The organism is Cupriavidus phytohabitans (genome assembly GCF_017815025.1).
In the GTDB taxonomy this organism is placed as follows: Bacteria; Pseudomonadota; Gammaproteobacteria; order Burkholderiales; family Burkholderiaceae; genus Cupriavidus.
On sequence record NZ_JAGIQB010000003.1, the window covers coordinates 82,433 to 108,618 of the forward strand.

The window sequence follows — 26,186 nt, forward strand, 5'->3', positions numbered from 1 at the left end:
GCTGGATCCACCCGACCCGGCCGCCCGCTCCAGCCGCTTGCCCCTATCCCCGCCGAGCCCTCGCCGCCAGCCATGAAACAAGATCCGCGCTTTCCCAACCTGTTCATCCTCGACCACCCGCTGATCCAGCACAAGCTCTCGCACATGCGCGACAAGGAAACGTCCACGCGCACCTTCCGCGAGCTGCTGCGCGAGATCACGCTGCTGATGGGCTACGAGATCACGCGCAACCTGCCGCTGACCACGCGCCGCATCGACACGCCGCTGGTGGAACTGGATGCCCCGGTGATCGCCGGCAAGAAGCTGACCATCGTCCCGGTGCTGCGCGCCGGCGTGGGCATGAGCGATGGCCTGGTGGAGCTGATCCCGTCCGCGCGCATCGGCCATATCGGCGTGTACCGCGACGAGCAGCACCGCCCGGTCGAATACCTGGTGCGGCTGCCTGACCTGGAAGACCGCAGCTTTATCCTGTGCGATCCGATGGTGGCCACCGGCTACTCGGCCGTGCATGCGGTCGAAGTGCTCAAGCGCCGCGGCGTCAAGGACGAGGCCATCACCTTCGTCGCGCTGGTGGCGGCACCGGAAGGCGTGGAGGTGTTCCAGAAGGCGCATCCGAACGTCAAGCTGTACGTGGCCTCGCTGGACAGCCACCTGGATGCGGATGCGTACATCGTACCGGGCCTGGGCGACGCGGGCGACCGGCTGTTCGGCACCAAGAACTGACAGGCGCCGGCCTCGCGCGGGCTTGACCAGCCTCAATAGCCCGCGCCACGTGGCTCCCTACACTGGCGGCAGTCGCTGGCGGTTCTTCCGCCGGCACATGCGACCAACCCAATGCCGCCAACCAGGGAGCCCGCCATGGAAGCCTTCAAGATTCTCTTCAGCACCAGCACCGGCCTGATGAGCCTGGGCGTGATCGTCTTCATCATCGGCATGGGCTGGTTCTTCTCGCGGATGTTTGCGCGCAAGATGCGCGAGGACGCGGAGGCCGCGAAAGCCCGGCAAGGCGCCCAGCGCCACTGAAAACAAAGGGCCGCACTGCGCGGCCCTTGTTCGTTCCCTTCGGGTCTTCTACTTCTTCTTCCCGAGCAGGCTGCCCAGCACGCCACGAATCAACTCGCGGCCTACTTGCGACCCCACCGTGCGCGCCGCCGACTTGGCCATCGACTCCAGGATCGAATCGCCGCGCCCGCTCTTGCCGGTGCCCTTGGTCAGCGTGCCGAAGATATCCCCGGCAGTGCCGAGCCAGCCGCTGTCCTGTTCGGCTTCCGGTTTGGCTTCTGGCTGCTTGCCCTTGCCATTGGCAACCGTCGGCACGCTGCCGCGCAGCTTTTCGTAAGCCGATTCGCGATCCACGGCCGTTTCGTAGGTTCCCGCGACCAGCGAGTTTGCGATCAGCTGCCTGCGCTCCTCGTCGGTCGCCGGGCCGATGCGGCTGCCCGGCGGCAGCACCCAGGCGCGTTCGGTCACGCACGGCGTGCCCTTGGCGTCCAGGAACGACACCAGCGCCTCGCCCACGCCCAGTTCGCCGATCGCGGTTTCCAGGTCCAGCTTGGGGTTGGCGCGCATGGTGGTGGCCGCCACTTTGACCGCCTTCTGGTCGCGCGGCGTGAATGCGCGCAGGGCATGCTGCACGCGATTACCCAGCTGGCCCAGCACCGTGTCCGGAATGTCGACCGGGTTCTGCGTCACGAAATACACACCCACGCCCTTGGAGCGGATCAGCCGCACCACCTGCTCGATCTTGTCGAGCAGCGCCTTGGGCGCGTCATTGAATAGCAGGTGCGCCTCGTCGAAGAAGAACACCAGCTTGGGCTTGTCGAGATCGCCGGCCTCGGGCAGCTTCTCGAACAGCTCGGACAGCATCCACAGCAGGAAGGTCGCGTACAGCCGCGGCGAGTTCATCAGCTTGTCCGCGGCCAGGATATTGACCACGCCCTGGCCCTTCTCGGTCTGGATGAAGTCTTCCAGGTTCAGCATCGGCTCGCCGAAGAAGACATCGCCGCCCTGCGACTCCAGCGCCAGCAGCCCCCGCTGGATCGCGCCGACCGAGGCGGCGGAGATATTGCCGTACTCGGTCGTGAACTGCGACGCGTTGTCGCCCACGTACTGCAGCATCGCGCGCAGGTCCTTGGCGTCGAGCAGCAGCAGGCCGTTGGCGTCGGCGATGCGGAACACGAGGTTGAGCACGCCCTGCTGGGTGTCGTTGAGCTCCAGCATGCGCGACAGCAGCAGCGGGCCCATGTGCGAGACCGTGGCGCGCACCGGGTGGCCCTTCTGGCCGAACACGTCCCACAGCGTGGTCGGGCACCCGCCCCATGCCGGCTCCGGCAGGCCAAGGTCGGCCAGGCGCTGCCTGAGCTTGTCCGACAGCTGGCCGGATTGGGAAATGCCGGTCAGGTCACCTTTGACGTCGGCCATGAACACCGGCACGCCCAGACGCGAAAAACCCTGCGCCAGCGTCTGCAGCGTGACGGTCTTGCCGGTGCCGGTGGCGCCCGTGATCAGGCCGTGCCGGTTGCCCATCTGCGGCAGCAGCACCAGCTCGTGTTCGGCGTTCTTGGCGATAAGGATGGGGTCGGCCATGGTCTTCCTGGTAGCAAGTGCCGCGGGACTCGCCACGGCAGCGGCGCGGGCAGGCCCGCGTGATAAAATCCTCGGCTGATTATAGCCAGCCGCCAGGCATATACGTCACCTGGCGCCCGCGCCTGGCATCCCGCATTCCATCACCGCATAACACCTTTTCCGCCTCGGAGAGCATCATGGCCGGTCACTCGAAATGGGCCAACATCAAACACAAGAAAGCCGCCGCTGACGCCAAGCGCGGCAAGATCTGGACCCGCCTGATCAAGGAAATCACCGTTGCCGCCAAGCTCGGCGGCGGCGATGCCGACACCAACCCGCGCCTGCGCCTGTCGATCGACAAGGCCATGGACGCGAACATGCCCAAGGACAACATCCAGCGCGCGATCCAGCGCGGCGTGGGCGGCCTGGAAGGCGCCAACTACGAAGAGATCCGCTACGAAGGCTACGGCCTGGCCGGCGCGGCCATCATCGTCGACTGCCTGACCGACAACCGCACCCGTACCGTGGCCGAAGTGCGCCACGCGTTCTCCAAGCATGGCGGCAACATGGGCACCGAAGGCTCGGTGGCATTCATGTTCACCCACTGCGGCCAGTTCCTGTTCGCCCCCGGCACGCCGGAAGACAAGCTGATGGACGCCGCGCTGGAAGCCGGCGCCGACGACGTCGTCACCAATGACGACGGCTCGATCGAAGTGACCTGCCCGCCCAACGATTTCCCGGCGGTCAAGGCCGCGCTGGAAGCCGCCGGCTTCAAGGCCGAAATGGCCGACGTGGTAATGAAGCCACAGAACGAAGTCAGCTTCGCCGGCGACGACGCGGCCAAGATGCAGAAGCTGCTCGACGCCCTGGAAAACCTCGACGACGTGCAGGAAGTCTTCACCAACGCGGTGATCGAAGACTAAGCTGAAGCAACAAGCCCCATGGCGGCGGCCCGGACACAGACCAGGCCGCCGCCTTTTAGTATCTGTTTCTTTTCTGGCAGTGGATCATGAAAGTATTGGTTGTCGGCTCGGGTGGACGTGAACACGCGCTGGCCTGGAAATTGGCCCAATCCCCCAGGGTACAGGTGGTGTACGTGGCGCCGGGCAACGGCGGGACCGCGCTCGACAAGCGCCTGCAGAACGTTCCGCTGACCGATCCTGAGGTCATCGCCGCCTTTGCCGAGCGCGAAGGCGTGGCCTTTACCGTAGTCGGGCCGGAGGCACCGCTGGCGGCCGGCATTGTCGATATCTTCCGCGCCAAAGGCCTGCGCATCTTCGGGCCGAGCAAGGCGGCCGCACAGCTGGAATCGTCCAAGGACTTCGCCAAGGCGTTCATGCAGCGCCACGGCATCCCGACCGCCGCCTACCAGACCTTCTCCGATGCCGCCCAGGCGCATGCCTATATCGACGCGCAGGGCGCGCCGATCGTGATCAAGGCCGACGGCCTGGCCGCGGGCAAGGGCGTGGTCGTGGCGATGTCGCTGGAAGAGGCCCACACCGCGGTGGACATGATGCTGGCCGACAACAAGCTGGGCGATGCCGGCGCGCGCGTGGTGATCGAGGAATTCCTGGAGGGCGAGGAAGCCAGCTTCATTGTGCTGGTCGACGGCAAGAACGTGCTGGCGCTGGCCACCAGCCAGGATCACAAGCGCCTGCTGGACGCCGACGCCGGTCCCAACACGGGCGGCATGGGCGCCTATTCCCCCGCCCCGGTGGTCACGCCCGCGCTGCACGCGCGCGCGCTGCGCGAGATCATCCTGCCGACCGTGCGCGGCATGGAGAAGGACGGCATCCCGTACACCGGCTTCCTGTACGCCGGCCTGATGATCGACAAGGACGGCAACCTCAAGACGCTGGAATTCAACTGCCGCATGGGCGACCCGGAAACCCAGCCGATCCTGACGCGCCTGAAGACCGACCTGGTCGACGTGATGGAGCACGCGGTCGACGGCAAGCTCGACGCGATCGAACTGGACTGGGACCGCCGCACCGCGCTGGGCGTGGTGATGGCAGCCCACAACTATCCGGACAACCCGCGCAAGGGCGATGCCATCACCGGCATCCCGGCCGAGACCGACGACAGCGTGACCTTCCACGCCGGCACCACGCTCAAGGACGGCACCCTGCTGACCTCGGGCGGGCGCGTGCTGTGCGTGGTCGGGCTGGCCGACACCGTCAAGGCCGCGCAGCGCGCCGCCTATGCCGCGGTCGAGCAGATCCGGTTCGACGGCATGCAGTACCGGACCGATATCGGTTACCGCGCCATCAAGCGCTGATTGGCCGCCGGCGGGGCCTCAGCGGCCCTGGGCGTCCAACAGGCCGCCCCAGCCGGTACAATCGTGACAATGCTGTGACGTACCCGGCAGCCGACTGGCTGCCGGACCGCCATCCGGCCGGTCCATTCGTCGGTTTATCCGATTCAGCCACCATGATCGATTCCCAGGCAGTCCGTGCCTACCTGCTCGGCCTGCAAGACCGCATCACCGATGCCATCGGCGCCGTCGACGGCCAGCCATTCCTGACCGACGCCTGGGAGAAGCCGCCCACCGAACGCCTGCGCGGCAGCGGCCGTACCCGCATCCTGGAAGGCGGCGCGGTGATGGAGCGCGCCGGCGTGGGCTTTTCCCACGTCAGCGGCGAAACCCTGCCGCCATCGGCCAGCGCCAACCGGCCCGAACTGGCCGGGCGCAGCTTCGAGGCGATGGGCGTATCGCTGGTGTTCCACCCGCGCAATCCCTACGTGCCCACGGTCCACATGAACGTGCGCTGCTTCGTGGCGGTAAAACCCGACGCCGAGCCGGTCTGGTGGTTCGGCGGCGGCATGGACCTGACGCCGTACTACGGCAATGCTGACGACTGCAGCCATTTCCACCGCACCTGCAAGCAGGCGCTGGCGCCTTATGGCGACGAGCTCTACCCGCGCTTCAAGCAGTGGTGCGACGAGTATTTCTTCCTGAAGCACCGCAACGAGGCGCGCGGCGTGGGCGGGATCTTCTTCGACGACTTCTCGGCGCTGGGCTTCGAGCGCAGCTTCGCGATGATGCAATCGGTCGGCGACGCCTTCCTGGACGCCTACCTGCCCATCCTGCAGGCGCGCAAGGACACGCCCTATGGTGAGCGCGAGCGCGGCTTCCAGGCCTACCGGCGCGGGCGCTACGTCGAATTCAACCTGGTGTTCGACCGCGGCACGCTGTTCGGCCTGCAGTCGGGCGGACGCGCCGAATCCATCCTGATGTCGATGCCGCCGCTGGTGACGTGGCGCTATGACTGGCAACCGGAAGCGGGCAGCGCCGAAGCGGCGCTGTACACCGACTTCCTGCCGGCACGCGACTGGGCCTGACGGCAGACCTATGGCCAATCCTGTGCAAGACCGCACGCCCGCCGCCGACGCGGGCGACCTCCCCGCCCGACCTTACCGCCTGGGTATCCTCGGCGGCACCTTCGACCCGCCCCATATCGGCCACCTGGCGCTGGCGCGGCTGTGCATCGACCACCTGGGCCTGGACGAGCTGGTGTGGATCCCCACCGGCCAGTCGTGGCAGAAGGGCACCGACGTGACGCCTGCCGCGGACCGGCTGGCCATGACCGAGCTGGCCGCCGCCGCCCTGGGCGACACCGGCGCCAGAGTCCGCGTCAGCCGCATGGAAGTCGAGCGCGCCGGCCCCAGCTACACCATCGATACCGTGCGCCAGCTGCGCGACGAATACGGCCCCCAGGCCTCGCTGTGCTGGCTGATGGGCGCCGATCAGTTGCTGCGCCTGCACACCTGGCACGGCTGGCAGGAGTTGTTCGCGCACGTCCACCTGTGCACCGCCACCCGCCCGCGCTTCGAGCTGGCCGCGCTGGAAGGGCCGGTGCTGGAAGCGCTGTCGCAGCGCCAGGCCGACACGACCCTGATACAATGCACGCCCTCCGGCCGGATGTGGATCGACCAGACGCTCGCCGTTGACCTGTCCTCCACCCACCTGCGCCAGCGCCTGGCGGCCGGCCAACCCGCAGATGACCAACTGCCGCCCGGCGTGGCACACTACATCGCCAGCCACGGGCTGTACCGCGACGCCCCGGCCAGGGCCTGACCCGGTTGCCCGCAACCGGCGCCCACCACCCAACCGATCTCAGCTGAACAAGAAGACACCATGGATATTCGTAAACTGCAACGCGCCATCGTCGACGGCCTCGAGGATGTCAAAGCGCAGGACATCAAGGTGTACGACACCAGCCACCTGACCGAACTGTTCGACCGGGTGGTGATTGCCAGCGGGACGTCCAACCGCCAGACCAAGGCGCTGGCGGCGTCGGTGCGGGATACGGTGAAGGAAGCCGGCGGCCATATCGTGGCGGTCGAGGGCCTGGAGACCGGCGAATGGGTGCTGGTCGACTGCGGCGACGCCGTGGTCCACATCCTGCAGCCGCAGCTGCGCCTGTACTACAACCTGGAAGAGATCTGGGGCGACAAGCCGGTGCGCATGAAGCTGGCCACCGGTGCCCGCAGCCTGGCCAAGGCCAGCGAGCCGATGGACGAGGACGAGGACGAGGTCCCGGCCGCGCGCGGGACGCGCCGCGCCAGCAGCCTGCGTCCGGCACTGGCCCGCCTGCCCGAAGGCATGAAGGAGCCGTCGCCGCCGATGGGCCACGAGGATACCGACCCGGACGCCATCGCCACCGTGCGCAAGCCGGCGCGCAAGACTGCCACCAAGACTGCGACCAAGACCGCAGCCACCAGGACCGCCGGTACACGCGCCGCCGCTCCGCGCAAGACCGCCGCCGGTACCACGGCACGCAAGACCGCAAGCAAGACGTCCACCAGGACCGCGGCAGCCAAGCCGGCCGCGCGCAAGCGCACCACCCGCTCGGCCTGATGCCCCGCGCGGCCGCCTGACGGCCGCGTCGCCTGCCCTGCCCCCCGCACCGCCGCAAATCCGCCCCCATGCAACTGGTGATCGTGGCCGTCGGCCACAAGATGCCCGCCTGGATCGAAACCGGCTTCAACGAGTATGCCAAGCGCATGCCGCCCGAGCTGCGCATCGAGCTGCGCGAGGTCAAGCCGGAAGCCCGCTCGTCCAGCAACAACGCCGCCACCGTGATGCAGCGCGAGGCCGCGCGCATCGACGCCGTGCTGGGCTCGCTGTCGAAGCAGTGCCGCATCGTCGCGCTGGATGAACGCGGCCGCGACTTCACCACCGTGCAACTGGCTGCGCAGCTGACCGGCTGGCAGCGCGAGGGCGGCGATGTCGCCTTCCTGATCGGCGGTGCCGACGGGCTCGACCCGGCACTGAAGGCACGCGCCGGTACGCTGATCCGCCTGTCCAGCCTGACGCTGCCGCACGGCATGGTGCGCGTGCTGCTGGCCGAGCAGTTGTACCGGGCCTGGTCGGTCACGCAGAACCACCCCTACCACCGCGCCTGAGACGGAACCGCGCCGCCCGCGGGCGTTACAATTCACGCCACTGCCGGCCCGTCGCCGGCAGGCCCACACCGCCCGCCCCCGCTTGCCGCGATGCACGACTACCTCTACCTCGCCTCCCAAAGCCCGCGCCGCCGCGAACTGCTGGCCCAGCTGGGCGTACGCTACGAGCTGCTGCTTGCCGATGACGACGAGGACGCCGAAGCGCTGGAAGCCGTCCTGCCCGGCGAAACTCCCGACGACTACGTGCAGCGCGTCTGCGCGCTGAAGGCCGAAGCCGCGCTGCGCCGCCGCGAGCGCCGTGCCCTGCCCGACGCGCCGGTGCTGACTTCCGACACCACCGTCTGCCTGGCCGGCCGCATTCTCGGCAAACCCGATGATGCCGCCGACGCGCAGGCCATGCTCGCCGCGCTGGCCGGCAGCACGCACCGCGTGCTCACGGCGGTCACGGTGGTTTCCACCCTGGGCATGCACCACGCGCTGTCGGTCTCCGAAGTGACCTTCCGCCCGATGCAACCGGACGAGATCAGCCGCTATGTCGCCAGCGGCGAGCCGCTCGGCAAGGCCGGCGCGTACGGGATCCAGGGCCGCGCGGCCGAATTCGTCGAGCGGATCGCGGGCAGCTATTCAGGTATCATGGGCTTGCCCTTGTTTGAGACGGCGGCGTTACTTCGCCAGGCCCGCCTGCAGTTCTGAACCCCGGCCACGCCGCCGCCCAGGACAAGACCCGGCCGCGCCGGGCAACCCCAATTCCGCCGGGCCACCGGCGACCGCGTTTCACCGCTATGACTGAAGACATCCTCGTCAACATCACGCCCCAGGAGACGCGCGTTGCCATCGTGCAGCAGGCTGCCGTCCAGGAACTGCACGTCGAACGCACGCTCACGCGCGGGCTGGTCGGCAATATCTACCTGGGCAAGGTAGTGCGCGTGCTGCCCGGCATGCAGTCCGCCTTCATCGACATCGGCCTGGAGCGCGCCGCGTTCCTGCACGTGGCCGATATCTGGCACCCGCGCGACAACGACCGCAACGGCGGCACCCCGCAGCTGGCGATCGAGAAGACCCTGTTCGAGGGCCAGGCGCTGATGGTGCAGGTGATCAAGGACCCGATCGGCACCAAGGGCGCGCGCTTGTCCACGCAGGTGAGCATCGCCGGGCGCACGCTGGTGTACCTGCCGCAGGATCCGCATATCGGCATTTCGCAGCGCATCGAAGGCGAAGTGGACCGTGAAGCGCTGCGCAGCCGCGTGCAGGGCCTGGTGCCAGCCGATGAGCGCGGCGGCTTTATCGTACGCACCATCGCGGAGGAAGCGACCGACGAGGAGCTTGGCAACGACATCGCCTACCTGCGCAAGATCTGGGGCACGATCCGCCAGAACGCCACCACGCTGCCGGCGCCGGCGCTGCTCTACCAGGACCTGAACCTGGCCCAGCGCGTGCTGCGCGACTTCATCAACGACGCCACCGGCGTAATCCAGATCGATTCGCGCGAGAACTACCAGATGCTGGTGGAGTTCGCCAAGGAGTACACGCCGGCAGTGCTGTCACGGCTGTCGCACTACACCGGCGAGCGCCCGATCTTCGACCTGTTCAATATCGACGCCGAAATCGAGAAGGCGCTGTCGCGCCGGGTCGACCTGAAGTCGGGCGGCTACCTGATGATCGACCAGACCGAGGCGATGACGACGATCGACGTCAACACCGGCGGTTATGTCGGCGCGCGCAACTTCGACGACACCATCTTCAAGACCAACCTGGAGGCGGCCCACACCATCGCGCGGCAACTGCGGCTGCGCAACCTCGGCGGCATCATCATCATCGATTTCATCGATATGGAGAATGTCGAGCACCGCGAAGCGGTGCTCTCCGAACTCAAGCGCGCGCTGTCGCGCGACCGCACCCGCATCACGGTCAACAACTTCTCGCAGCTCGGGCTGGTGGAGATGACACGCAAGCGCACGCGCGAGTCGCTGGCGCACGTATTGTGCGAGCAATGTCCGGTATGCCAGGGAAAGGGACAGGTGAAGACGCCGCGCACCGCCTGCTACGACATCCTGCGCGAGATCATGCGCGAATCGCGCCAGTTCAATCCGCGCGAGTTCCGCATCCTGGCCTCGCAGGAAGTCATCGACCTGTTCCTGGAAGAGGAAAGCCAGCACCTGGCGATGCTGGGCGACTTCATCGGCAAGCCGATCTCCTTGCAGGTGGAATCGACCTTCCACCAGGAACAGTACGACATCATCCTGATGTAGGCCGGGCCTGACCCCATGGTGCGGGATGGTCCTACTCCTATTTCGACTTCGATCCGCTATAACTAAACGAAGGTTGAGGGTTGCGAGAAGGAGTCCGGCATGAACGCCACGAAACATGGGGCCTGTCTGCTGGCCGTCCTGCTGGGCACCGCCGCCTGCGTGCCGTTGCCGGTCGCGCAGCGCCGGCCGCCCCCGCCGCCCCCCGCCGCGCCCGTTGCCGAAGCGCCGCCCCCGAAGGCACGCGCGGCGCCGATCGCCCACAAGACCATCACCATTGCCGGCGCATGCAAGCGCACCGAGGAAGACGGCTTCCGCGAGGACGCGCTGATGGACGTCACCGCCAACAAGGTGGAGGCGTTGAAATGGAAACTGTGGGTGTCGCGGCGCGGCAGCTGCGAGTTCAACCTGGTGCAGTTCCGCCAGGTTCGCACGACGCCGCACATCGAACTGCAGGCCATCGACGGCAGCCAGTGCAAGCTGCTGGTGTGGCAGGATCCGCGCCGCGTGACACTGGCGCATAACCGCTGCGAGAAATACTGTACGCCGGGCATCTACGAACAGGCCTGGCCGGTACTGTTCGACCCCAAGAGCGGAAACTGCGCCGAGGTGCGCTGAGCTTCCCCGGCCCAGTTGCCTGTATTGCGGCCTACTTCCCCTTGGGCACGCGGCCCATCAGGTAGAACTCGTCGTTCGGGCGCATGCTGATGGTGTTGGCCATCCGGTTCGACAGCCCGAAGAACGCGGTGATCGCGGCGATGTCCCACGCGTCTTCGTCAGAAAACCCGTGTTCGCGCAGCGCGGCAAAATCCGCGTCGCCGACTTCATGCGACGCCTCGCACACCTTCATCGCAAAATCGAGCATGGCCCGCTGGCGTGGCGGGATATCGGCCTTCAGGTAGTTCACCGCGACCTGGTCCGCCACCAGCGGCTTCTTCTCGTAGATCCGCAGGATCGCGCCATGCGCCACCACGCAATACAGGCACTGGTTGGCGCCGGAAGTCGCCACCACGATCATCTCGCGGTCGCCCTTGGTCAGCCCGCCTTCCTTCAGCATCAGGGCGTCGTGATAGGCAAAGAAGGCGCGGAATTCGTCGGGGCGGTGTGCCAGCGCCAGGAAGACATTGGGGACAAAGCCGGCTTTGTCCTGGACTTCCAGGATGCGGGCGCGGATGTCGTCGGGGAGGTCCTTGAGGGCGGGAACGGGGTAGCGGCTGATGGGGAAAGCGGTGTCGGGCATGGTGGTCTCCTGATGGCGATGCGTTCTCGTCGACTTCGTCGATCCTAATTCTTGTATCTAGCGCTCCAAAGTTTACCGGATTGCAGGGTCAAGGCCGGGCACATGTTGCTCATGCATCTCAAAACCAGAGGTCGACTGGATAAGGCATACTACGTCCCTTCCTGAACAACGCGAGCGCCCTTTGGCCGCATGCGCCATACCTTCCCGATGAAACGTATTCTCATCGTCAAGCTGACCTCGCTGGGCGACATGGTGTTCACGCTGCCGCTGGTCGCCGACCTGCAGCGCGCATTCCCTGGGGTCAAGATCGACTGGATCGCCGATTCCTACTGCGCCGACGTGCCCCGCTGGAACCCCAATATCGAACGTGTCATCGCTGCGCCGCTGCGCAACTTCAAGAAGGCACGCAGCTGGGCCGGGCTGCGGGAGATCTTCCGCGCACTGCGCGAATTGCGCCGCGAGAAGTACGATGCGGTGCTGGACGTCCATGGCGTGTACAAGAGCGCGATCGTGACGCGGCTGGCGCGCACGCGACACCGGTGGGGCTATCCGGTGGCGGAGTTGGGCGAAAGTGGTGCGCGCTTCGGCTATAACCATGTGTTCCAGCCCGTGATCGAAGAGGATTGCGCCAGGCAGCGCATGCGCCGCGCGGTCAGCCGCGCTTTCGGCTATGAGCTCACAAAGGAAATGCACTACGGACTGGAGATGTCCGGGGATACGCCCGCCTTCGCGGCGAAGGGCCAATACGCGATGCTGTTCCACGCCACCTCGAGCGAAGAGAAGAAATGGCCGATCGCTGACTGGATTGCCGTGGGCAGCGCAATCTCCGCACGCGGCCTGCGCGTGCTGGTGCCGTGGGGCAACGATGCCGAACGCAAGGAAGCCGAGACTATCGCGGCGAGCGTGCCCGGCGCGGAAGTGATGCCGCGCCTCAGCATCACCGGGCTGGCCCAGGTGGTGGGCAGGTCGTCCCTGGTGGTTGGCATGGACACGGGCTTCGTGCATATCGCGGATGCGATGCGCCGCCCGACCGTGCTGCTTTTCACGACGACCTCGCGCGAGTTGTATGGCGTCAACACGCCGGGCCGCGCGGTCTCGATGGGCGGGCATGGCGTGGTGCCGACGCGCGAGCAGGTGCTCGCGGCCATCGACGAAGTGATGGCGCAGCAGCCGCCGGTGGCGTCGCCCAGCTGAGCGGCTGCAAGCAGCGAAACCAAAAAAGGGGCCGGCACGATACCCGACGTGCCGGCCCCTTTTTCGTCATGGCCGCGGCAGGATCGCCGCGCCGCCGTTCCTTACTGGGTCGCGAACTGGATCCGGTGCAAACCGGCGTAGAGGCCGTTGGCCGCCAGCAGTTCGGCGTGGGTACCCTGCTCCGCGACGCGCCCATGGTCGAGCACGGCGATACGGTCGGCATTCTCGATGGTCGACAGCCGGTGCGCGATCACCAGCGTGGTCCGGCCCTTCATCAATTCTTCCAGCGCCGCCTGCACCTGGCGTTCCGATTCCGAATCCAGCGCGGAGGTGGCCTCGTCCAGGATCAGGATCGGAGCATTCTTGTAAAGCGCCCGGGCGATTGCCAGGCGCTGGCGCTGGCCACCGGACAGCTTCATGCCGTTGTCGCCGATATTGGTGTTGAGCCCGTCAGGCAACCCCTTGACGGTCTCGGTCAGGTACGCCGCCGCCAGCGCACGCTCCACGCGCGCCATGTCGATCTCGGTTTCGCCATGCGCGCCATACGCCACGTTAGCGGCGACCGTATCGTTGAACAGCACCACGTCCTGGCTGACAAAGGCGATCTGGTTGCGCAGGTCCTTCAATGCCAGATCGCCGAGCGGCGCGCCATCCAGCAGGATGCGCCCCTCGGTCGGGTCGAAGAAACGCGGCACCAGGTTAACAAGCGTGGTCTTGCCGCTTCCCGACGGCCCCACCAGCGCCACCACCTCGCCCGGGCTCACGCGCAAGTCGATCTGCTGCAGCGCGGGCCGCTGTGCCTCGCCATAGCGGAAGCCGACGCCCTCGAAGGCCAGTTCGCCGCGCGCGCGGCCGATAGCCTTGCCACCATCCTGCGGCTCGATCGGCTCGTCGATCAGCCGGAAGATCATCTCGGCGGCGGTAATACCGCGCGTCAGCGGCTGGTTGATGTCAGTCAGGTGCTTCAGCGGCGAGATCAGCAGCAGCATTGCCATCACGAAGCCGGTAAAGCCGCCCACGGTGGTCTGGTTGCCCTGGGCCTGCACCATTGCAATGGTAATGATCACCGACAGTGCCAGCGCAGCCAGGAACGCAGTGACCGGCTGGTTCAAGCCGCCGGCCACCGCCATGCGCATCGAGTAATTCTTCAGCCGCTCGGCAACGGTGCGGAAGCGCGACAGCTCGTACTGCTCGCCGCCATGCAGCTTGACCACCTTGTAGCCGCCAACAGCCTCTTCCACCACATAGGCAGCGTTGTTGGTGTAGGTCTGGTGGTCGCGGTTGAGCTTGCGCAGCCGGCGGTTGATCTTCGACATCAGATAGCCGATCACCGGCAGGATCACCGCCACGATCAGCGTCAGGCGCCAGTTGGTATAGAAGAGGTAAATCAGCAGCGCCACGACCGTCAGGGAATCGCGCACCAGCGTGATAAACACACTGGTCAGGATCTGCAGCACCTGGTTGACCTCGAAGATTACCGCATTGATCAGCGATGCCGCCGTGTTGCGGTGGAAGAACCCCGCCGGCGCATGCAGCAGGCGCTCGAACATCTGCATGCGCATCTTCAGCAGCACGCGGTTCGAGATCAGGTTCAGCAGATAGCCGGAAGCGAACTGCGCCACACCCCGGATCAGCGCCACGCCGGTCAGGATGGCAGGCACATGCCACAGCGTGCCGGCGTAGTCGCCACCGAAACCCTTGTCGAGCAAATCGTTGACGACCTTGGGGATCACCCCTTCACTGGCCGCGACCACCGCCATGGCGATGATGGCGCCGACAAAGACGCGCAGCTCGGGACGCAGGTAAGACCAGAGCCGGCTGGCCATGCTGGAGGGCACGGTGGCGCCGGGCGAAATGGGCGGTTTGGATGTGGTCACTGAATGTCTTTCTGTATGAGTGCAGCGTCGGGGCTTGTCCGGCGTCTGGCCAGGCCTCTATCCCGGCCGCTTCTGCCGCGCTACGCGCAGGAAAGGCCGGACGAAGACCTGGAACAGGAATCGCTGGTAGACGTAGCGGCGCAGATAATAGCCGATGCTGCGCCGCGCCTTGTCGCTGGCATCGAGATCGGCACGATGGCCTTCCAGCGCGGAGTCCTGCGCCAGTTCGGTCAGCCCGATGCAATACGGGACCACGGCACGCACCGTCACCATGCCCTGCTTCTCGAAGGCAGACCAGTAGTCGGCAGCACACCAGACCGGCTGCAGCCCCGCCAGCAGGCGCTCGGCCGCGGCCCGCGTCAGCACATAGCCATGCGCCCGCCACCATTCGCCGTAGCGCCGCACCAGCTTGCGCCCGTGGCCAAGCGGCCGCGTGCCCCAGCGGGTGTACTTGTCAACGTGGGACAGCAGTACCACTTCCGCACGGTCCGGGTCGAGGCGGGCCTCGAGGTCGGCGAGTACCGCCGGCAGGTCATCGCCAAGCAAGGCGTCGTCCTCCAGCACCAGCGCAAATGCCGCGCCGTCCTCCAGCATCTGGCGGCATACGCCGAGGTGGCTCAGCGCGCACCCGACCTCGCCGCGGCTCATGGGCCGGTACCGCACCGCTGCCGCGGCCGCATCGTAGCGGCGCGCCACGTCGTGTTCAGGAAGCGCGCGCCCGTCCACGGCAGCAAAAACCTGGAACGGCACTCCAAGGCGTTCAAGCTGCGCGGAGATGCGTTGCCGGCGCGAGCCCGCGCTCGCCAGGTTGATGACGTAGGCGCCGATCATGCCGCCACCGCCCGTGCGCCCGGCCGTGCCGGCAGCTCCGGTGCCTCGCGCTGCGCGACCACGATGGCGAAGCAGGTCGCGATCATCAGCGTGTAGAAGGCATTGGTCATTGCGATGAAGAACATCGCTTCGGTCAGCCCGAACAGCAGGAAGCCGATGCTGATGGCGAGCCCCATGGTGGCAGCGGTGCGTGTGACCATGTCGCGGCTGCGCAGATGGCGCAGGAAAAAGCCTGCCGGCACGAGGTATAGCGCAAGTACCGCAAGCACCCCGGGAATCCCCTGCGTTGCCGCGATGTACAGCACATCGTTGTGCGAGTGCGCGAACTGGGTGGTTGCAGGCGTGATGATTCCGCTTGCTGCCATGGCCTTGAGGTTGGCCTCGAATGCGTCCGGTCCCACGCCAGTCATCGGGTGCGTTTCCAGCATGCGCAGCGAGGCCTTCCACAGCTGCAGGCGCCAGCCCTCCGACGTATCCAGCCCGCGGTGCGTCACTACGGCCGCATCGATGCCCGGTGACGAGACCGCGGCATTGAGATTGGCGACCGCCTCATTCACACGCTTGCGGACGACATCGCTGCAGTATCCGGCTACCGCCATGCCTCCCACCAGGACCGCCAGCAAAGCGGCGCGGGCGCGGATGGTCCATTTGCGCATGATGGTGATCGCGATCAGCAGCAGCACGGGGATGGCGAGCCAGCCGCCACGTGTCGCACTGGCATACGACGTATAGACCCCGGCCGCGCCGGCCAGCAATTTGGGAGCCATCGAAAGCCATTGGCCGCGCCGGTCCCATCCAATCGAAATCATGGCCAGCATCCCCATCAGCAGAGACAGATTGGAAAAGGGAATGATGTTGTTGATGCCGACATGGTCCGGCCGGCCGCCGGCGGTTGCCGTGTATATCCAGATCGCCGAAACGATGGCACCCACCACCAGTCCCCATTGCACGGCCTGCAGCGCACGCCGGTCGAGCAGTGCGAGACCCCAGGCCAGCAGCCCGAACAAGGCGAAGCGCAGGTAGAGATAGGGCAGGTCCATGCCATCGCCGCTGACTACCTGGCGCAGCAGGAAGGCCGCCGGCAAGGCCGCCATCGCCGCCGCCACCGCCCAATGCTCGCGCAGCATCGTCCCCCAGGCGCACAGGCTGGCGCGGGGCTGCACGGCCAGCGCCAACACGCACCACAGCAGCAGGAAGCTGAAACCGGCATTGGCCGCCGAAGGATAGGTCAGCAGCAGGATGGGAAAGGAGATCAGTGCGGCACATGCCACCAGGGAGAAGACTTTTTCCATCCCTGTAAATCGGGACAAATGTGCTCTTATCATCAAGTTCGCGATTGGAGAAAACGGCGCCGGGGCAAGGCTGGCTGGCCTGCGGCAACCCTCAGGCGGCGCCGGGACCACTGCGCCGGTGCGGTAGAATACGCGATCTTCCATCAGCGCCGGCTGTTGGCGACGCCGGCGGCTCGTCGGTCTGCCCGACAGGGGTGCCGCCCATACTCCATGAAAGTCTCGGCCGTCATCATTACCAGGAATGAAGCTCACAATATCGGGGCTTGCCTCGACAGCGTATCCTGGTGCGAAGAGGCGATTATAGTGGATTGGGCAAGCTCGGATGACACGGTGGCCATTGCGCGTGCTGCCGGCGCCACTGTGATCCAGACCGACGACTGGCCGGGATTCGGCTCGCAAAAGAACCGCGCGGTCAATTCCGCCAAGGGCGACTGGATTCTCAGCCTGGATGCCGACGAGCGCGTCACGCCTGCGCTGCGCGATGAAATCCTGCGGCATATCGCCCGGCCCGATGCCCAGGCCCTGGCACTGCCGCGCCTGTCCGCGTTCTGCGGCACCTTCGTGCGCCATGCCGGCTGGTATCCGGACTATGTCACGCGCGTGTTCCGCAACGGCCGCGGCCGCTTCACCGAAGACCTGGTCCATGAACACCTGAAGGTGGACGATCCTGTGACCCGCTTGCGCGAGCCGCTGATCCACTACAGCTACCGTTCGTTGTCGGACGTGCTGCGCAAGATCGACAGCTACTCCAGCGCCGGTGCGCAGCAGGCCTACGCGCGCGGCAAGCGCAGCTCGGTGGCTTCGGCCGCGGGCCACGGTCTGTGGGCGTTCATCCGCACCTACGTGTTCAAGCGCGGCTTCCTCGATGGCAGCGCGGGCTTCGGCGTCGCGCTGATGAACGCGCAGGCGAGCTACTACAAGTACGCGAAGCTCGCGCTGCTGCACGCCGCGGACAGCGCCCGGGTACGCGGTGAAGCCTGACGCCCCACCCTCTCACTGCATCCACCGATGAAAATTGGCATTTCCTGCAACCGCTTCGGCGCCGGCGGCGGCCTGGAGCGCTATGCGCTCGACATCAGCCAGGCCATGGCCAGCCACGCGGGCACCGAGGTGTCGGTCTACGCGCGCCGCTTCGATGCCGGGGTGGCGGAAGCGTCCGGCATCGAGCCGCACCGGATCGTGGTCTCGTGGCTGCCGGGCAAGTTGCGCGACCGCTATTTCTCCTGGCGCCTGCAGGCACGCCTGCCCGCCGATGCGGTGCTGATCGGCTGCAATCGCGTGCGGGGATCCGACATCGCCATCTGCGGCGGCACCCATCGCGGCTACCTGGCCGCGCGCGGCACGCCGCCGCGCCGCTCCGATCGCTGGCAGATCGATCTCGAAAGCGCGCAGTACGCCGGCGCGCATTGCGTGGTGGCGCACTCGGCGCTGATGCGGCGCGAAGTGGTCGAGCTGTACGGGATACCGGAAGACCGGGTGCACTTGCTCTACCCGCCGGTCGACACGAAGCGCTTTTCGCCGGTCGACGACGCCACGCGCGCGTCACTGCGCAGCGAGTTCGGTTTTGGCGACGATGAGGTCGTGTTCCTGTTTCCGTCGTCGGGGCATGCCCGCAAGGGATTCGACCTGCTGGCCGATTACTTCTCGAAATCCAGCCTGCCGATTACGCTGGCAGTGGCGGGCCGCCCGGTCGGGCGCACCATCCCGCGCGTGCGCGAGCTAGGCTACAGCAGCCGTATTGACGCGCTCTACCGCGCCGCGGACTTCACCATCCTGGCATCGGGCTATGAACCGTTCGGACTGGTTGGCGTGGAATCCGTGCTGTGCGGCACACCGCTGGTGTTTGCCGACAATATCGCCTGCCTGGAAGTGATCCGGCCGCAGGCCGTCCATGCGTTCGCTCGCGAGCGCGCCGATACGCTCGACCAGGCCATCCGCGCCGCCGTGCAGGCCGCGCAGTCCGGCCAGGCGAGGCTGGCGCAGCCGATGTCCATGCTGGACTACGATCCGCGCATCGGCAGCCACGTCGATAGCCTGCTGGCACTGGCGGGGCAGGCGATGGCCGCGCGGCGCGCCTGAGCACGCCGCCGGTGCGGCGTTATTCGTAGAGCGTATTCACGCTCTCTGGTGACAGCGCCTGCCGCAGCGCGCCCAGCGCTTCGTCGGACGGTACCACCTGCCACTCCTGCCCCAGCACGGCTTCGCACAACGCGGTCCGGGCCTGGTAGCCGATCCGCACTGGCAATCCCTGCGCGCCGGTGGCGCGCGCCAGGTGCGGCATCAGCAGTTCGCGCAGCATCCCGGTCGAAGAATTGCCGTTCATCGCCAGACGCACGGCCGTCGCAAACCGGATCCGTGCCGCGGTCAGGTCCATCACCGATTCCGCGGTAAAGCGCACGCCACCAGTGAAGGTATCGTGCCGCGCATTGCCGGTAGCGATCAGCAGCTCGTCCTCGCGGAACATCTGACGGTTGGCGTCGAAGACCTCGTTGAACACCGTCATCTCGACCAGCCCGGTGCCGTCGTCCAGCGTGACGATCAGCATCTTGCCGCGCTGGGTCATCTGGGTGCGGACGCCCGAGATCACGCCGGCGATGGTCTTGCCGCGCACGTCGCGGCCGAAGCCGCCGCCGTTGCCCTGCACTTCCTTTTCCAGCGAGGCCAGCGTGCCCTTGTTGAAGCGGCGCACCTCATCGCGGTAGGCGTCGAACAGGTGGCCGGAGAAGTAGTAGCCGAGCGCCTGCTTTTCTTCCTGCAGCGTGCGCTTGGGACTCCAGCGCGGTTCGTCGAGCAGTTCTGGGCGGTGCGCTTCGCCGGCATCGCCCATCAGGTCGAACAGCGAGACCTGGTTGGCGGACTCGGCCTTCTGCTCGGCGGCTTCCATTGCGATCGGCACCGAAGCCAGCAGCTGGGCGCGGTTGTCGTTCAGGCTGTCGAAGGCGCCGGCGCGGATCAGCGCCTCCATGGTGCGGCGGTTGACCTGGCGGCGGTCGACGCGCTCGCAGAAGTCGAACAGGTCCTTGAACGCCCCACCCTCTTCGCGCGCGCACAGGATGTCTTCGATCGCGCCCTGCCCGCTGCCCTTGATGCCGCCCAGGCCATAGCGGATGGTCTTGGGGTCGGTCGGCGCGAAGCGGTATTCGCTCGCGTTGACGTCCGGCGGCAGCACCGCGATCTTGTTGAGCCTGCAGTCCTCGTAGAGGATCTTGACCTTGTCAGTGTCGTCCATGGCCAGCGACATGTTGGCTGCCATGAATTCGGCCGGATGGTGGGCCTTGAGCCAGGCGGTGTAGTACGCCAGCAGCGCATAGGCGGCCGCGTGCGACTTGTTGAAGCCGTAGCCCGCGAACTTCTCCATCAGGTCGAAGATGTCGTCGGCCTGCTGCGAGGAGAGGCCGTTCTTGTCGGCGCCTTCGCGGAACATGACGCGGTGCTGCGCCATTTCCTCGGGCTTTTTCTTGCCCATCGCGCGGCGCAGCAGGTCGGCGCCGCCGAGCGAGTAGCCGCCGATGATCTGCGCCATCTGCATCACCTGCTCCTGGTAGACCATGATGCCGTAGGTCTCTTTCAGGACGGGTTCGACGCGCGGATCGGGATACTCCACCTTCTCGCGGCCGTGCTTGCGCGCGCAGAAGCTGGGGATCAGGTCCATCGGGCCCGGGCGGTAGAGCGCCACCAGCGCGATGATGTCCTCGAAGCGGTCAGGCTTGGCGTCCTTCAGCATGCCCTGCATGCCGCGGCTTTCCAGCTGGAACACGGCGACCGTATTGGCGGTCTTGAGGATGTCGAAGGCGGGGCCGTCATCGAGCGGGATGTGGCTGCAGTTCCAGTCGGCCTTGCTCGGGTCAAGGCGGCGGATATAGCGCTCGGCCCAGTCCAGGATGGTCAGCGTGGTCAGGCCCAGGAAGTCGAACTTGACCAGGCCGGCGGCCTCGACGTCGTCCTTGTCGTACTGGCTGACGACACCGCTCATGCCGTCGTTTTGCGCGCCTTGCGTGTACAGCGGGCAGAAATCGGTCAGCCTGCCGGGCGCGATCAGCACACCGCCGGCGTGCATGCCGACGTTACGCGTCATGCCTTCGACGCGCTGCGCCAGCTCCAGCAGCTGGCGCACTTCTTCCTCGTTGTTCTCGCGCTCGGTCAGCAGCGGCTCTTCTTTCTTCGCTTCCTCGATGGTGACCAGCTTGCCGGGCTTGAACGGGATCAGCTTGGCGATGCCGTCGACAAAGCCATAGCCAAGGTCAAGCACGCGGCCGACGTCGCGCACCGCGGCCTTCGCCGCCATGGTGCCGAAGGTGGCGATCTGCGACACCGCGTCCTTGCCGTACTTCTCCTTCACGTACGTGATCACGCGATCGCGGCCGTGCTGGCAGAAGTCGATATCGAAGTCGGGCATCGACACCCGCTCCGGGTTCAGGAAACGCTCGAACAGCAGTGCGTACTTGAGCGGATCGAGGTCGGTAATGCCCAGCGCATACGCGACCAGCGAACCGGCGCCCGAACCGCGACCCGGCCCGACCGGCACGCCGTTGTTCTTCGCCCAGTTGATAAAGTCCGCCACGATCAGGAAGTAGCCGGGGAAGCCCATCTTGATGATGGTGCCGGTCTCGAACTCCAGCCGCGCGTAGTATTCCGGGCGCTTCGCCTCGCGCACCGCCTCGTCCGGGAACAGAACCGCCAGGCGCTTCTCCAGGCCGTCCTTGGCCATGACGACGAGATAGTCGTCCAGCGACATGCCGTCCGGGGTCGGGAACAGCGGCAGGCGCGGCTTGCCCAGCTCCAGCGTCAGGTTGCAGCGTCGCGCGATCTCGACCGCGTTCTCCAGCGCCGACGGGATGTCCGCGAACAGCGCGCACATCTCGTCCTGGGTCTTGAAGTACTGGTCGGTGGTGAAGCGCCGCGTGCGGCGCGGGTTGGCCAGCAGCTCGCCCTCGGCGATGCACACGCGCGCCTCGTGCGCGGTGTAGTCGTCCGGCGTCATGAACTGCACCGGATGCGTGGCGACCACCGGCAACTGCAGCTCGGCCGCCAGTTGCACGGCCTGCTGCACGTAGGCATCCGTGCCGGCATGGCCGGCGCGCTGCAGTTCGACATAGAAGCGCTGCGGGAACACCGATGCCCAGTGCTGCGCGGCACGGCGCGCGCCCTCGGCATTGCCGTTGGCCAGCGCCATGCCGATATCGCCGCCCATCGCGCCGGACAGCGCAATCAGGCCGGTGGCCAGCGGCATGTCGTCTTCGCCCGGCTCCAGGAACCACAACGGATCGATCTCGGCGCGGCCGCGGTACTGGTTGCCCAGCCACGCGCGCGACAGCAGCATGCACAGGTTCAGGTAGCCGCGCCGGTCCTGCACCAGCAGCAGCAGGCGCGCGGGCTTGTCGCGGTCTTCGGCATTGGTCAGCCAGACATCGGCCCCGACCACCGGCTTCACGCCCTTGCCGCGCGCTTCCTTGTAATAGCGGATCAGCCCGAAGGCGTTGGCAAGATCCGTCAGGGCGAGCGCACCCATGCCATCGGCGGCGGCGGCCTTGACGGCGTCGTCGAGGCGGACGATGCCGTCCACGACGGAGTATTCGGAATGCAGGCGGAGGTGGACGAAGCGGGGTGCGGACATGGGCGACATTGTACCGGCTCGGCTCGCCTGCCGGCCTCCAATATCGCGTGCAGGCGATGCGTGCCGGCCGCTGCGCAAAGCTGATCGGGGTGCTTGGGAATGCGCGGCAGAAGCGCCCGGGCGCGTTATAATTTCGCCTTTCCTATCAGGCAGTTATCGCAAGCCGCCAAGCCCTTCCCGCCCTTCCGGGCGCGGACGTGCAGGCGCCGTCCCCCATGCAGATCGTCAATATCTCCGCTTACAAATTCGTCTCGCTGGACGACATCGAGACCCTGCGCCCGGCCATGCGCGAGCGCTGTGAGGCGGCCGGCCTGAAAGGCACGATTCTGCTCGCGCCCGAGGGCATCAACATGTTCCTCGCCGGCCCGCGCGAAGCCATCGACGGCTTCATGGCGTGGCTGCATGCCGATGCGCGCTTCGCCGATATCGCGCCCAAGGAAAGCCTGTCGGAGAACCAGCCCTTCAAGCGCATGCTGGTGCGCGCCAAGAAGGAAATCATCACCATGAAGATGCCGCTGATCCGCCCCGAAAATGGCCGCGCACCGTCGGTGCGACCGGTGGACCTGAAGCGGTGGCTGGACCAGGGGCATGACGATGAAGGCCGCCCGGTGGTGATGCTCGATACGCGCAATGACTTCGAAGTGGCGGTCGGCACGTTCGAAGACGCCGTCGAGTACGACATCGCCAAGTTCAGCGAATTTCCCGAGGCTGTCGCCGCGCACAAGGCGGAGCTGGAAGGCAAGACCGTGGTGTCGTTCTGCACCGGCGGCATCCGCTGCGAGAAGGCGGCGATCCACATGCAGGAAGTCGGTGTCGAGCGCGTCTACCAGCTCGAGGGTGGCATCCTCAAGTACTTCGAGGAAGTGGGCGGCAGCCACTATCGCGGTGATTGCTTCGTCTTCGACTACCGCACCGCGCTGAACCCGAACCTGGAGCCCGCCGGGCCCAAGCAGTGCTTTGCCTGCCGTGCCGTGGTCACGCCGGAAGAACAACAGAGCCCGCACTACGTGATTGGCAAGAGCTGCCCGCACTGCATCGAGACAAAGCAGGCGGCAGCCTGAGAGAGGTCCAAGGCGGCCGCTCAGGCCGCCAGCAGGTGGTAGAGATTGCGCAGCATGCCCGCGGTGGCGCCCCAGATAAAGCGGTGGCCGCCGTCATCGCGCGGATAAGGCATGGCGTAGAACAGGCGCTCACCATCGACCCAGCGGAACAGGCGCCGCTCATGGTGTGACGGGTTCATCAGGAAGGCAAGCGGCACCTCGAAGACATCGGCCACTTCCGAGGCATCCGGACGCAGCGTGAAACCATCGCGCACCAGGCCGACCACCGGGCTGACGTGAAATCCCGTGCCGGTGATGTAGTCAGGCAGCGCGCCCAGCACTTCCACGTAGTCGCGCGCCAGGCCCACCTCCTCTTCCGTTTCGCGTAGCGCCGTATCGATGCGGTTCGTGTCCCACTGCTCTTGCCTGCCGCCGGGGAAGCTGATCTGCCCCGCATGCGCACTCAGGTTGGCGTTGCGCTCGGTCAGCAGCACGGTCAGGCCGTCGCGACGCTCCACCAGCGGCACCAGCACGGCGGCATCGCGCAGTCCGCGGCTGCGGTCGTAGACGCGCGATTCGTCGGTCAGCTCCGGCGCCCAGGCGGGCGGCAACTCGAAGCGGTGCCGGATGAAGTCGACCTGCAAGCGCGGCTCGGTCAATGGCGCATTGCGCAAGTCGGTGTCGACGACGGGAAGGGATTCGGGATCGAAGGCGGGACGCATAACAAGTGCAAGTATGACAGAAGCTCGCAATTCGGCGCCGCAGCAAAATCGGGCCGTTGCCCGTACGCCAATGCAAAAAGGGCACCCATGGGGTGCCCTTCCTGAGGAAACGCTGGCCGGGTCGCCCCGACCGGCGGGTCCGGCTTACTCCGCAGCCTTGGCAGCGGCGGAAGCCTTCGACACCAGCTTTTCCTTGATACGTGCGGACTTGCCCGAACGCTGGCGCAGGTAGTACAGCTTCGCGCGACGCACGTCGCCGCGACGCTTCACTTCGATGGCAGCGATCAGCGGCGAGTACAGCTGGAACGTACGCTCCACGCCTTCACCCGACGAGATCTTGCGCACGATAAAGGACGAGTTCAGGCCGCGGTTACGCTTGGCGATCACCACGCCTTCGTAGGCCTGCACGCGCTTGCGGGTACCTTCCACCACGTTCACGCTGACGATCACAGTGTCGCCGGGTGCGAATGCGGGGATGGTCTTGTTCGCGGTCAGACGCGCGATCTCTTCCTTCTCGATCTGCTCGATGAGGTTCATCGTTTTTTCTCCGTAACCATCGTGCCGGCGTTGTATGCCCCAGGATGTCCCGGGCCCCGGCAGAGGATGGGGTTTTACCTGGCGGGAGTTGCCTACCGCCCTTCCTTCGCCGCCCATTCCGACAAGAATTTCTCGTCGGCGCGGGACAGCAAACCTTGTTCGCGAGCCGCCTCGATCAAATCGGGACGCTTTCTCGCGGTATTGGCCAGCGCCTGCTGGCGCCGCCATTTCTCGATCTCGGCGTGATGGCCCCCGAGCAGGATCTCGGGCACCCGCACGCCTTCGTATTCTTCCGGCCGCGTGTAGTGCGGACAATCCAGCAGGCCGTTGACGAAGCTGTCCTGCACCGCGGACTGCGCGTCGCCCAGCACGCCGGGCAGGTGGCGCACCACCGCGTCGATCAGCGCCATCGCCGGCAGTTCGCCGCCTGACAGCACGAAGTCGCCGAGGCTGATTTCCTCGTCCACGCGGCGGTCGATCAGCCGCTGGTCGATGGCCTCATAGCGGCCGCACAGCAGGACCACGCCAGGCCGTTCTGCCAACTCCATCACCTTGGCGTGCGACAGCGCCTTGCCTTGCGGCGACATCAGCACCACGTGCGGCCGCGGCACGCCGGCCTGCGCCTGCGCTGCCACCGCGGCATCGATCGCATCGTCCAGCGGCTTGGCCAGCATCACCATGCCAGGGCCACCGCCATAGGGGCGATCGTCGATGGTGCGGTAGTTGTCCACCGTGAAATCGCGTGGATTCCAGCTGCGCAACGCATACCGCTGTTGCTTGGCTGCCCGGCTGGTAATGCCCCAGTCGGTCAGCGCACGAAACATCTCGGGAAACAGCGTGATCACATCGAACTGCATCCGCTCTCCCCCTCCTGGGCACAAGCCGGGCTCGGTGCCAGGGTCAGTAATCGAGCCCCCAGTCCACCACGATGCGCTTGCCGGCCGTATCGACCGTGCGCAGGAACGCATCGACAAACGGGATCAGCCGTTCACCGGCCTTGCCGTCAGGCAGCGCGTACGCGACCTGCAGGATCTGGTGGGCACCGTTGTCGATCAGGCCGGACACTTCGCCCAGCAACTCGCCTTGCTCGTTGCTGACGCTGCAGCCGATCAGGTCGACCCAGTAAAACTCATCGTCTTCCGGCGCCGGAAAATCCGCACGCCGGATCCACACGCGACGGCCCCGGAGCGCTTCCGCAAGATTGCGGTCGGCCACGCCGGCAGCATTCGCCACCACCGTGCCGCTGTGCTCGCGCGACTGCGCGATCTTCACGCAGACCGGCTGGGCATGCTGCGCACCGGCCGCCACCAGCCCCGCCTGCGGCGGCGCCAGCAACCACCAGCGACGCGCATGCAGCAGGGCGGACGCGTCATTGGCATGCGGCTGGACCTTGATCCAGCCACGGATACCGTAGGCCGCGCCGACATAGCCGACTTCCACCAGGTCTTCCGGCAGGGCGTCGGCATACAGCAGCGCCGCGGGCATCTTGAGGGCCTTGGGGGCCTCACCCTGCTGGCCCTGCGGCCGGTTCAGCGGCCGCTGCTTGCGTTCAGTCACGTGCGCAACGAAGAACGTGCCCTTGCGGGCACGCTATAGTTCGCTCAGTCCGATGGACCAGC

General features: G+C 66.4%; 25 protein-coding genes. 15 read left to right on the forward strand and 10 right to left on the reverse strand.

The window, feature by feature from the left end; genetic code table 11:
* Positions 1 to 72: 72 nt before the first annotated feature.
* Positions 73 to 723 (forward strand): uracil phosphoribosyltransferase, encoded by a 651-nt coding sequence (gene upp, locus J8I34_RS02840; RefSeq protein ID WP_029045663.1) that lies wholly within the window; start codon positions 73 to 75, stop codon positions 721 to 723.
* A gap of 135 nt (positions 724 to 858) precedes the next feature.
* Positions 859 to 1,023, forward strand: a complete 165-nt coding sequence (locus J8I34_RS02845; protein ID WP_084402367.1) for a DUF3149 domain-containing protein — start codon at positions 859 to 861, stop codon at positions 1,021 to 1,023.
* A gap of 48 nt (positions 1,024 to 1,071) precedes the next feature.
* On the opposite strand, the gene J8I34_RS02850 is transcribed toward J8I34_RS02845, so the two are convergent.
* A complete protein-coding gene (locus J8I34_RS02850) occupies positions 1,072 to 2,586 on the reverse strand; it encodes a helicase HerA-like C-terminal domain-containing protein (RefSeq protein WP_029045664.1) in 1,515 nt (504 codons plus the stop codon).
* A 176-nt stretch (positions 2,587 to 2,762) separates the two neighbouring features.
* On the opposite strand from J8I34_RS02850, the gene J8I34_RS02855 reads away from it, so the two are divergent.
* The 9 genes from J8I34_RS02855 to J8I34_RS02895 all read left to right on the forward strand — a co-directional run bounded on the left by J8I34_RS02855 (position 2,763) and on the right by J8I34_RS02895 (position 10,838).
* A complete protein-coding gene (locus tag J8I34_RS02855; RefSeq protein WP_209805284.1) occupies positions 2,763 to 3,488 on the forward strand; it encodes a YebC/PmpR family DNA-binding transcriptional regulator in 726 nt (241 codons plus the stop codon).
* An 86-nt stretch (positions 3,489 to 3,574) separates the two neighbouring features.
* Positions 3,575 to 4,843, forward strand: a complete 1,269-nt coding sequence (gene purD, locus J8I34_RS02860; protein WP_209805285.1) for a phosphoribosylamine--glycine ligase — start codon at positions 3,575 to 3,577, stop codon at positions 4,841 to 4,843.
* 152 nt (positions 4,844 to 4,995) lie between these two features.
* The gene (hemF, locus tag J8I34_RS02865) at positions 4,996 to 5,907 is read left to right on the forward strand and encodes an oxygen-dependent coproporphyrinogen oxidase (protein ID WP_035876942.1); all 912 of its coding nucleotides are present in this window, start codon (positions 4,996 to 4,998) and stop codon (positions 5,905 to 5,907) included.
* Between the two features lie 10 nt (positions 5,908 to 5,917).
* On the forward strand, positions 5,918 to 6,643 hold the full coding sequence (locus J8I34_RS02870) for a nicotinate-nucleotide adenylyltransferase (protein ID WP_209805286.1): 726 nt from the start codon (positions 5,918 to 5,920) through the stop codon (positions 6,641 to 6,643).
* Between the two features lie 60 nt (positions 6,644 to 6,703).
* Positions 6,704 to 7,426 carry a ribosome silencing factor gene (rsfS, locus tag J8I34_RS02875; RefSeq protein WP_209805287.1) on the forward strand — a complete coding sequence of 241 codons (723 nt, stop codon included), beginning with the start codon at positions 6,704 to 6,706 and terminating at the stop codon, positions 7,424 to 7,426.
* Between the two features lie 68 nt (positions 7,427 to 7,494).
* Entirely contained in the window at positions 7,495 to 7,974 is a 480-nt protein-coding gene (gene rlmH / locus J8I34_RS02880) for a 23S rRNA (pseudouridine(1915)-N(3))-methyltransferase RlmH (protein ID WP_029045670.1), read from the forward strand.
* Between the two features lie 90 nt (positions 7,975 to 8,064).
* Positions 8,065 to 8,667: a Maf family protein gene (locus tag J8I34_RS02885; protein WP_029045671.1), complete on the forward strand. Its 603-nt coding sequence runs from the start codon at positions 8,065 to 8,067 to the stop codon at positions 8,665 to 8,667.
* Between the two features lie 89 nt (positions 8,668 to 8,756).
* A complete protein-coding gene (rng, locus tag J8I34_RS02890; RefSeq protein ID WP_029045672.1) occupies positions 8,757 to 10,223 on the forward strand; it encodes a ribonuclease G in 1,467 nt (488 codons plus the stop codon).
* Between the two features lie 99 nt (positions 10,224 to 10,322).
* Complete coding sequence (locus J8I34_RS02895; RefSeq protein ID WP_209773221.1) at positions 10,323 to 10,838, forward strand: hypothetical protein; 516 nt, start codon at positions 10,323 to 10,325, stop codon at positions 10,836 to 10,838.
* Positions 10,839 to 10,869: 31 nt separating this feature from the next.
* Here the strand turns inward: J8I34_RS02895 and J8I34_RS02900 are convergent, their stop codons facing one another.
* The gene (locus tag J8I34_RS02900) at positions 10,870 to 11,460 is read right to left on the reverse strand and encodes a peroxidase-related enzyme (RefSeq protein WP_029045674.1); all 591 of its coding nucleotides are present in this window, start codon (positions 11,458 to 11,460) and stop codon (positions 10,870 to 10,872) included.
* Positions 11,461 to 11,667: 207 nt separating this feature from the next.
* On the opposite strand from J8I34_RS02900, the gene waaC reads away from it, so the two are divergent.
* Positions 11,668 to 12,654 (forward strand): lipopolysaccharide heptosyltransferase I, encoded by a 987-nt coding sequence (gene waaC / locus J8I34_RS02905; RefSeq protein ID WP_209773225.1) that lies wholly within the window; start codon positions 11,668 to 11,670, stop codon positions 12,652 to 12,654.
* A gap of 101 nt (positions 12,655 to 12,755) precedes the next feature.
* Here the strand turns inward: waaC and msbA are convergent, their stop codons facing one another.
* The 3 genes from msbA to J8I34_RS02920 form a co-directional block, all read right to left on the reverse strand.
* A complete protein-coding gene (gene msbA / locus J8I34_RS02910; RefSeq protein WP_209773395.1) occupies positions 12,756 to 14,480 on the reverse strand; it encodes a lipid A export permease/ATP-binding protein MsbA in 1,725 nt (574 codons plus the stop codon).
* A 108-nt stretch (positions 14,481 to 14,588) separates the two neighbouring features.
* The gene (locus J8I34_RS02915; protein WP_209805288.1) at positions 14,589 to 15,362 is read right to left on the reverse strand and encodes a glycosyltransferase family 25 protein; all 774 of its coding nucleotides are present in this window, start codon (positions 15,360 to 15,362) and stop codon (positions 14,589 to 14,591) included.
* On the reverse strand, positions 15,359 to 16,906 hold the full coding sequence (locus J8I34_RS02920; protein WP_371748034.1) for an O-antigen ligase family protein: 1,548 nt from the start codon (positions 16,904 to 16,906) through the stop codon (positions 15,359 to 15,361). The genes J8I34_RS02915 and J8I34_RS02920 overlap by 4 nt, the downstream gene beginning before the upstream one ends.
* Here J8I34_RS02920 and J8I34_RS02925 point away from each other — a divergent pair.
* Positions 16,865 to 17,635, forward strand: coding sequence for a glycosyltransferase family 2 protein (locus J8I34_RS02925; protein ID WP_209805289.1), 771 nt, complete (start codon positions 16,865 to 16,867; stop codon positions 17,633 to 17,635). The two genes, J8I34_RS02920 and J8I34_RS02925, sit on opposite strands and share 42 nt — an antisense overlap.
* Before the next feature lie 27 nt (positions 17,636 to 17,662).
* A complete protein-coding gene (locus J8I34_RS02930; RefSeq protein WP_209805290.1) occupies positions 17,663 to 18,733 on the forward strand; it encodes a glycosyltransferase family 4 protein in 1,071 nt (356 codons plus the stop codon).
* 19 nt (positions 18,734 to 18,752) lie between these two features.
* Here the strand turns inward: J8I34_RS02930 and dnaE are convergent, their stop codons facing one another.
* Positions 18,753 to 22,268, reverse strand: a complete 3,516-nt coding sequence (dnaE, locus tag J8I34_RS02935) for a DNA polymerase III subunit alpha (RefSeq protein WP_209805291.1) — start codon at positions 22,266 to 22,268, stop codon at positions 18,753 to 18,755.
* Positions 22,269 to 22,483: 215 nt separating this feature from the next.
* Here dnaE and J8I34_RS02940 point away from each other — a divergent pair, with 215 nt between their 5' ends.
* Complete coding sequence (locus tag J8I34_RS02940; RefSeq protein ID WP_209805292.1) at positions 22,484 to 23,329, forward strand: sulfurtransferase; 846 nt, start codon at positions 22,484 to 22,486, stop codon at positions 23,327 to 23,329.
* Positions 23,330 to 23,349: 20 nt separating this feature from the next.
* On the opposite strand, the gene J8I34_RS02945 is transcribed toward J8I34_RS02940, so the two are convergent.
* The 4 genes from J8I34_RS02945 to rimM form a co-directional block, all read right to left on the reverse strand.
* Positions 23,350 to 24,030, reverse strand: coding sequence for a CoA pyrophosphatase (locus tag J8I34_RS02945; protein WP_029045682.1), 681 nt, complete (start codon positions 24,028 to 24,030; stop codon positions 23,350 to 23,352).
* 144 nt (positions 24,031 to 24,174) lie between these two features.
* Complete coding sequence (gene rplS / locus J8I34_RS02950) at positions 24,175 to 24,567, reverse strand: 50S ribosomal protein L19 (RefSeq protein WP_029045683.1); 393 nt, start codon at positions 24,565 to 24,567, stop codon at positions 24,175 to 24,177.
* 92 nt (positions 24,568 to 24,659) lie between these two features.
* Complete coding sequence (gene trmD / locus J8I34_RS02955; protein WP_209805293.1) at positions 24,660 to 25,424, reverse strand: tRNA (guanosine(37)-N1)-methyltransferase TrmD; 765 nt, start codon at positions 25,422 to 25,424, stop codon at positions 24,660 to 24,662.
* A gap of 43 nt (positions 25,425 to 25,467) precedes the next feature.
* Entirely contained in the window at positions 25,468 to 26,052 is a 585-nt protein-coding gene (gene rimM / locus J8I34_RS02960; protein WP_232232324.1) for a ribosome maturation factor RimM, read from the reverse strand.
* Positions 26,053 to 26,186 lie beyond the last annotated feature (134 nt).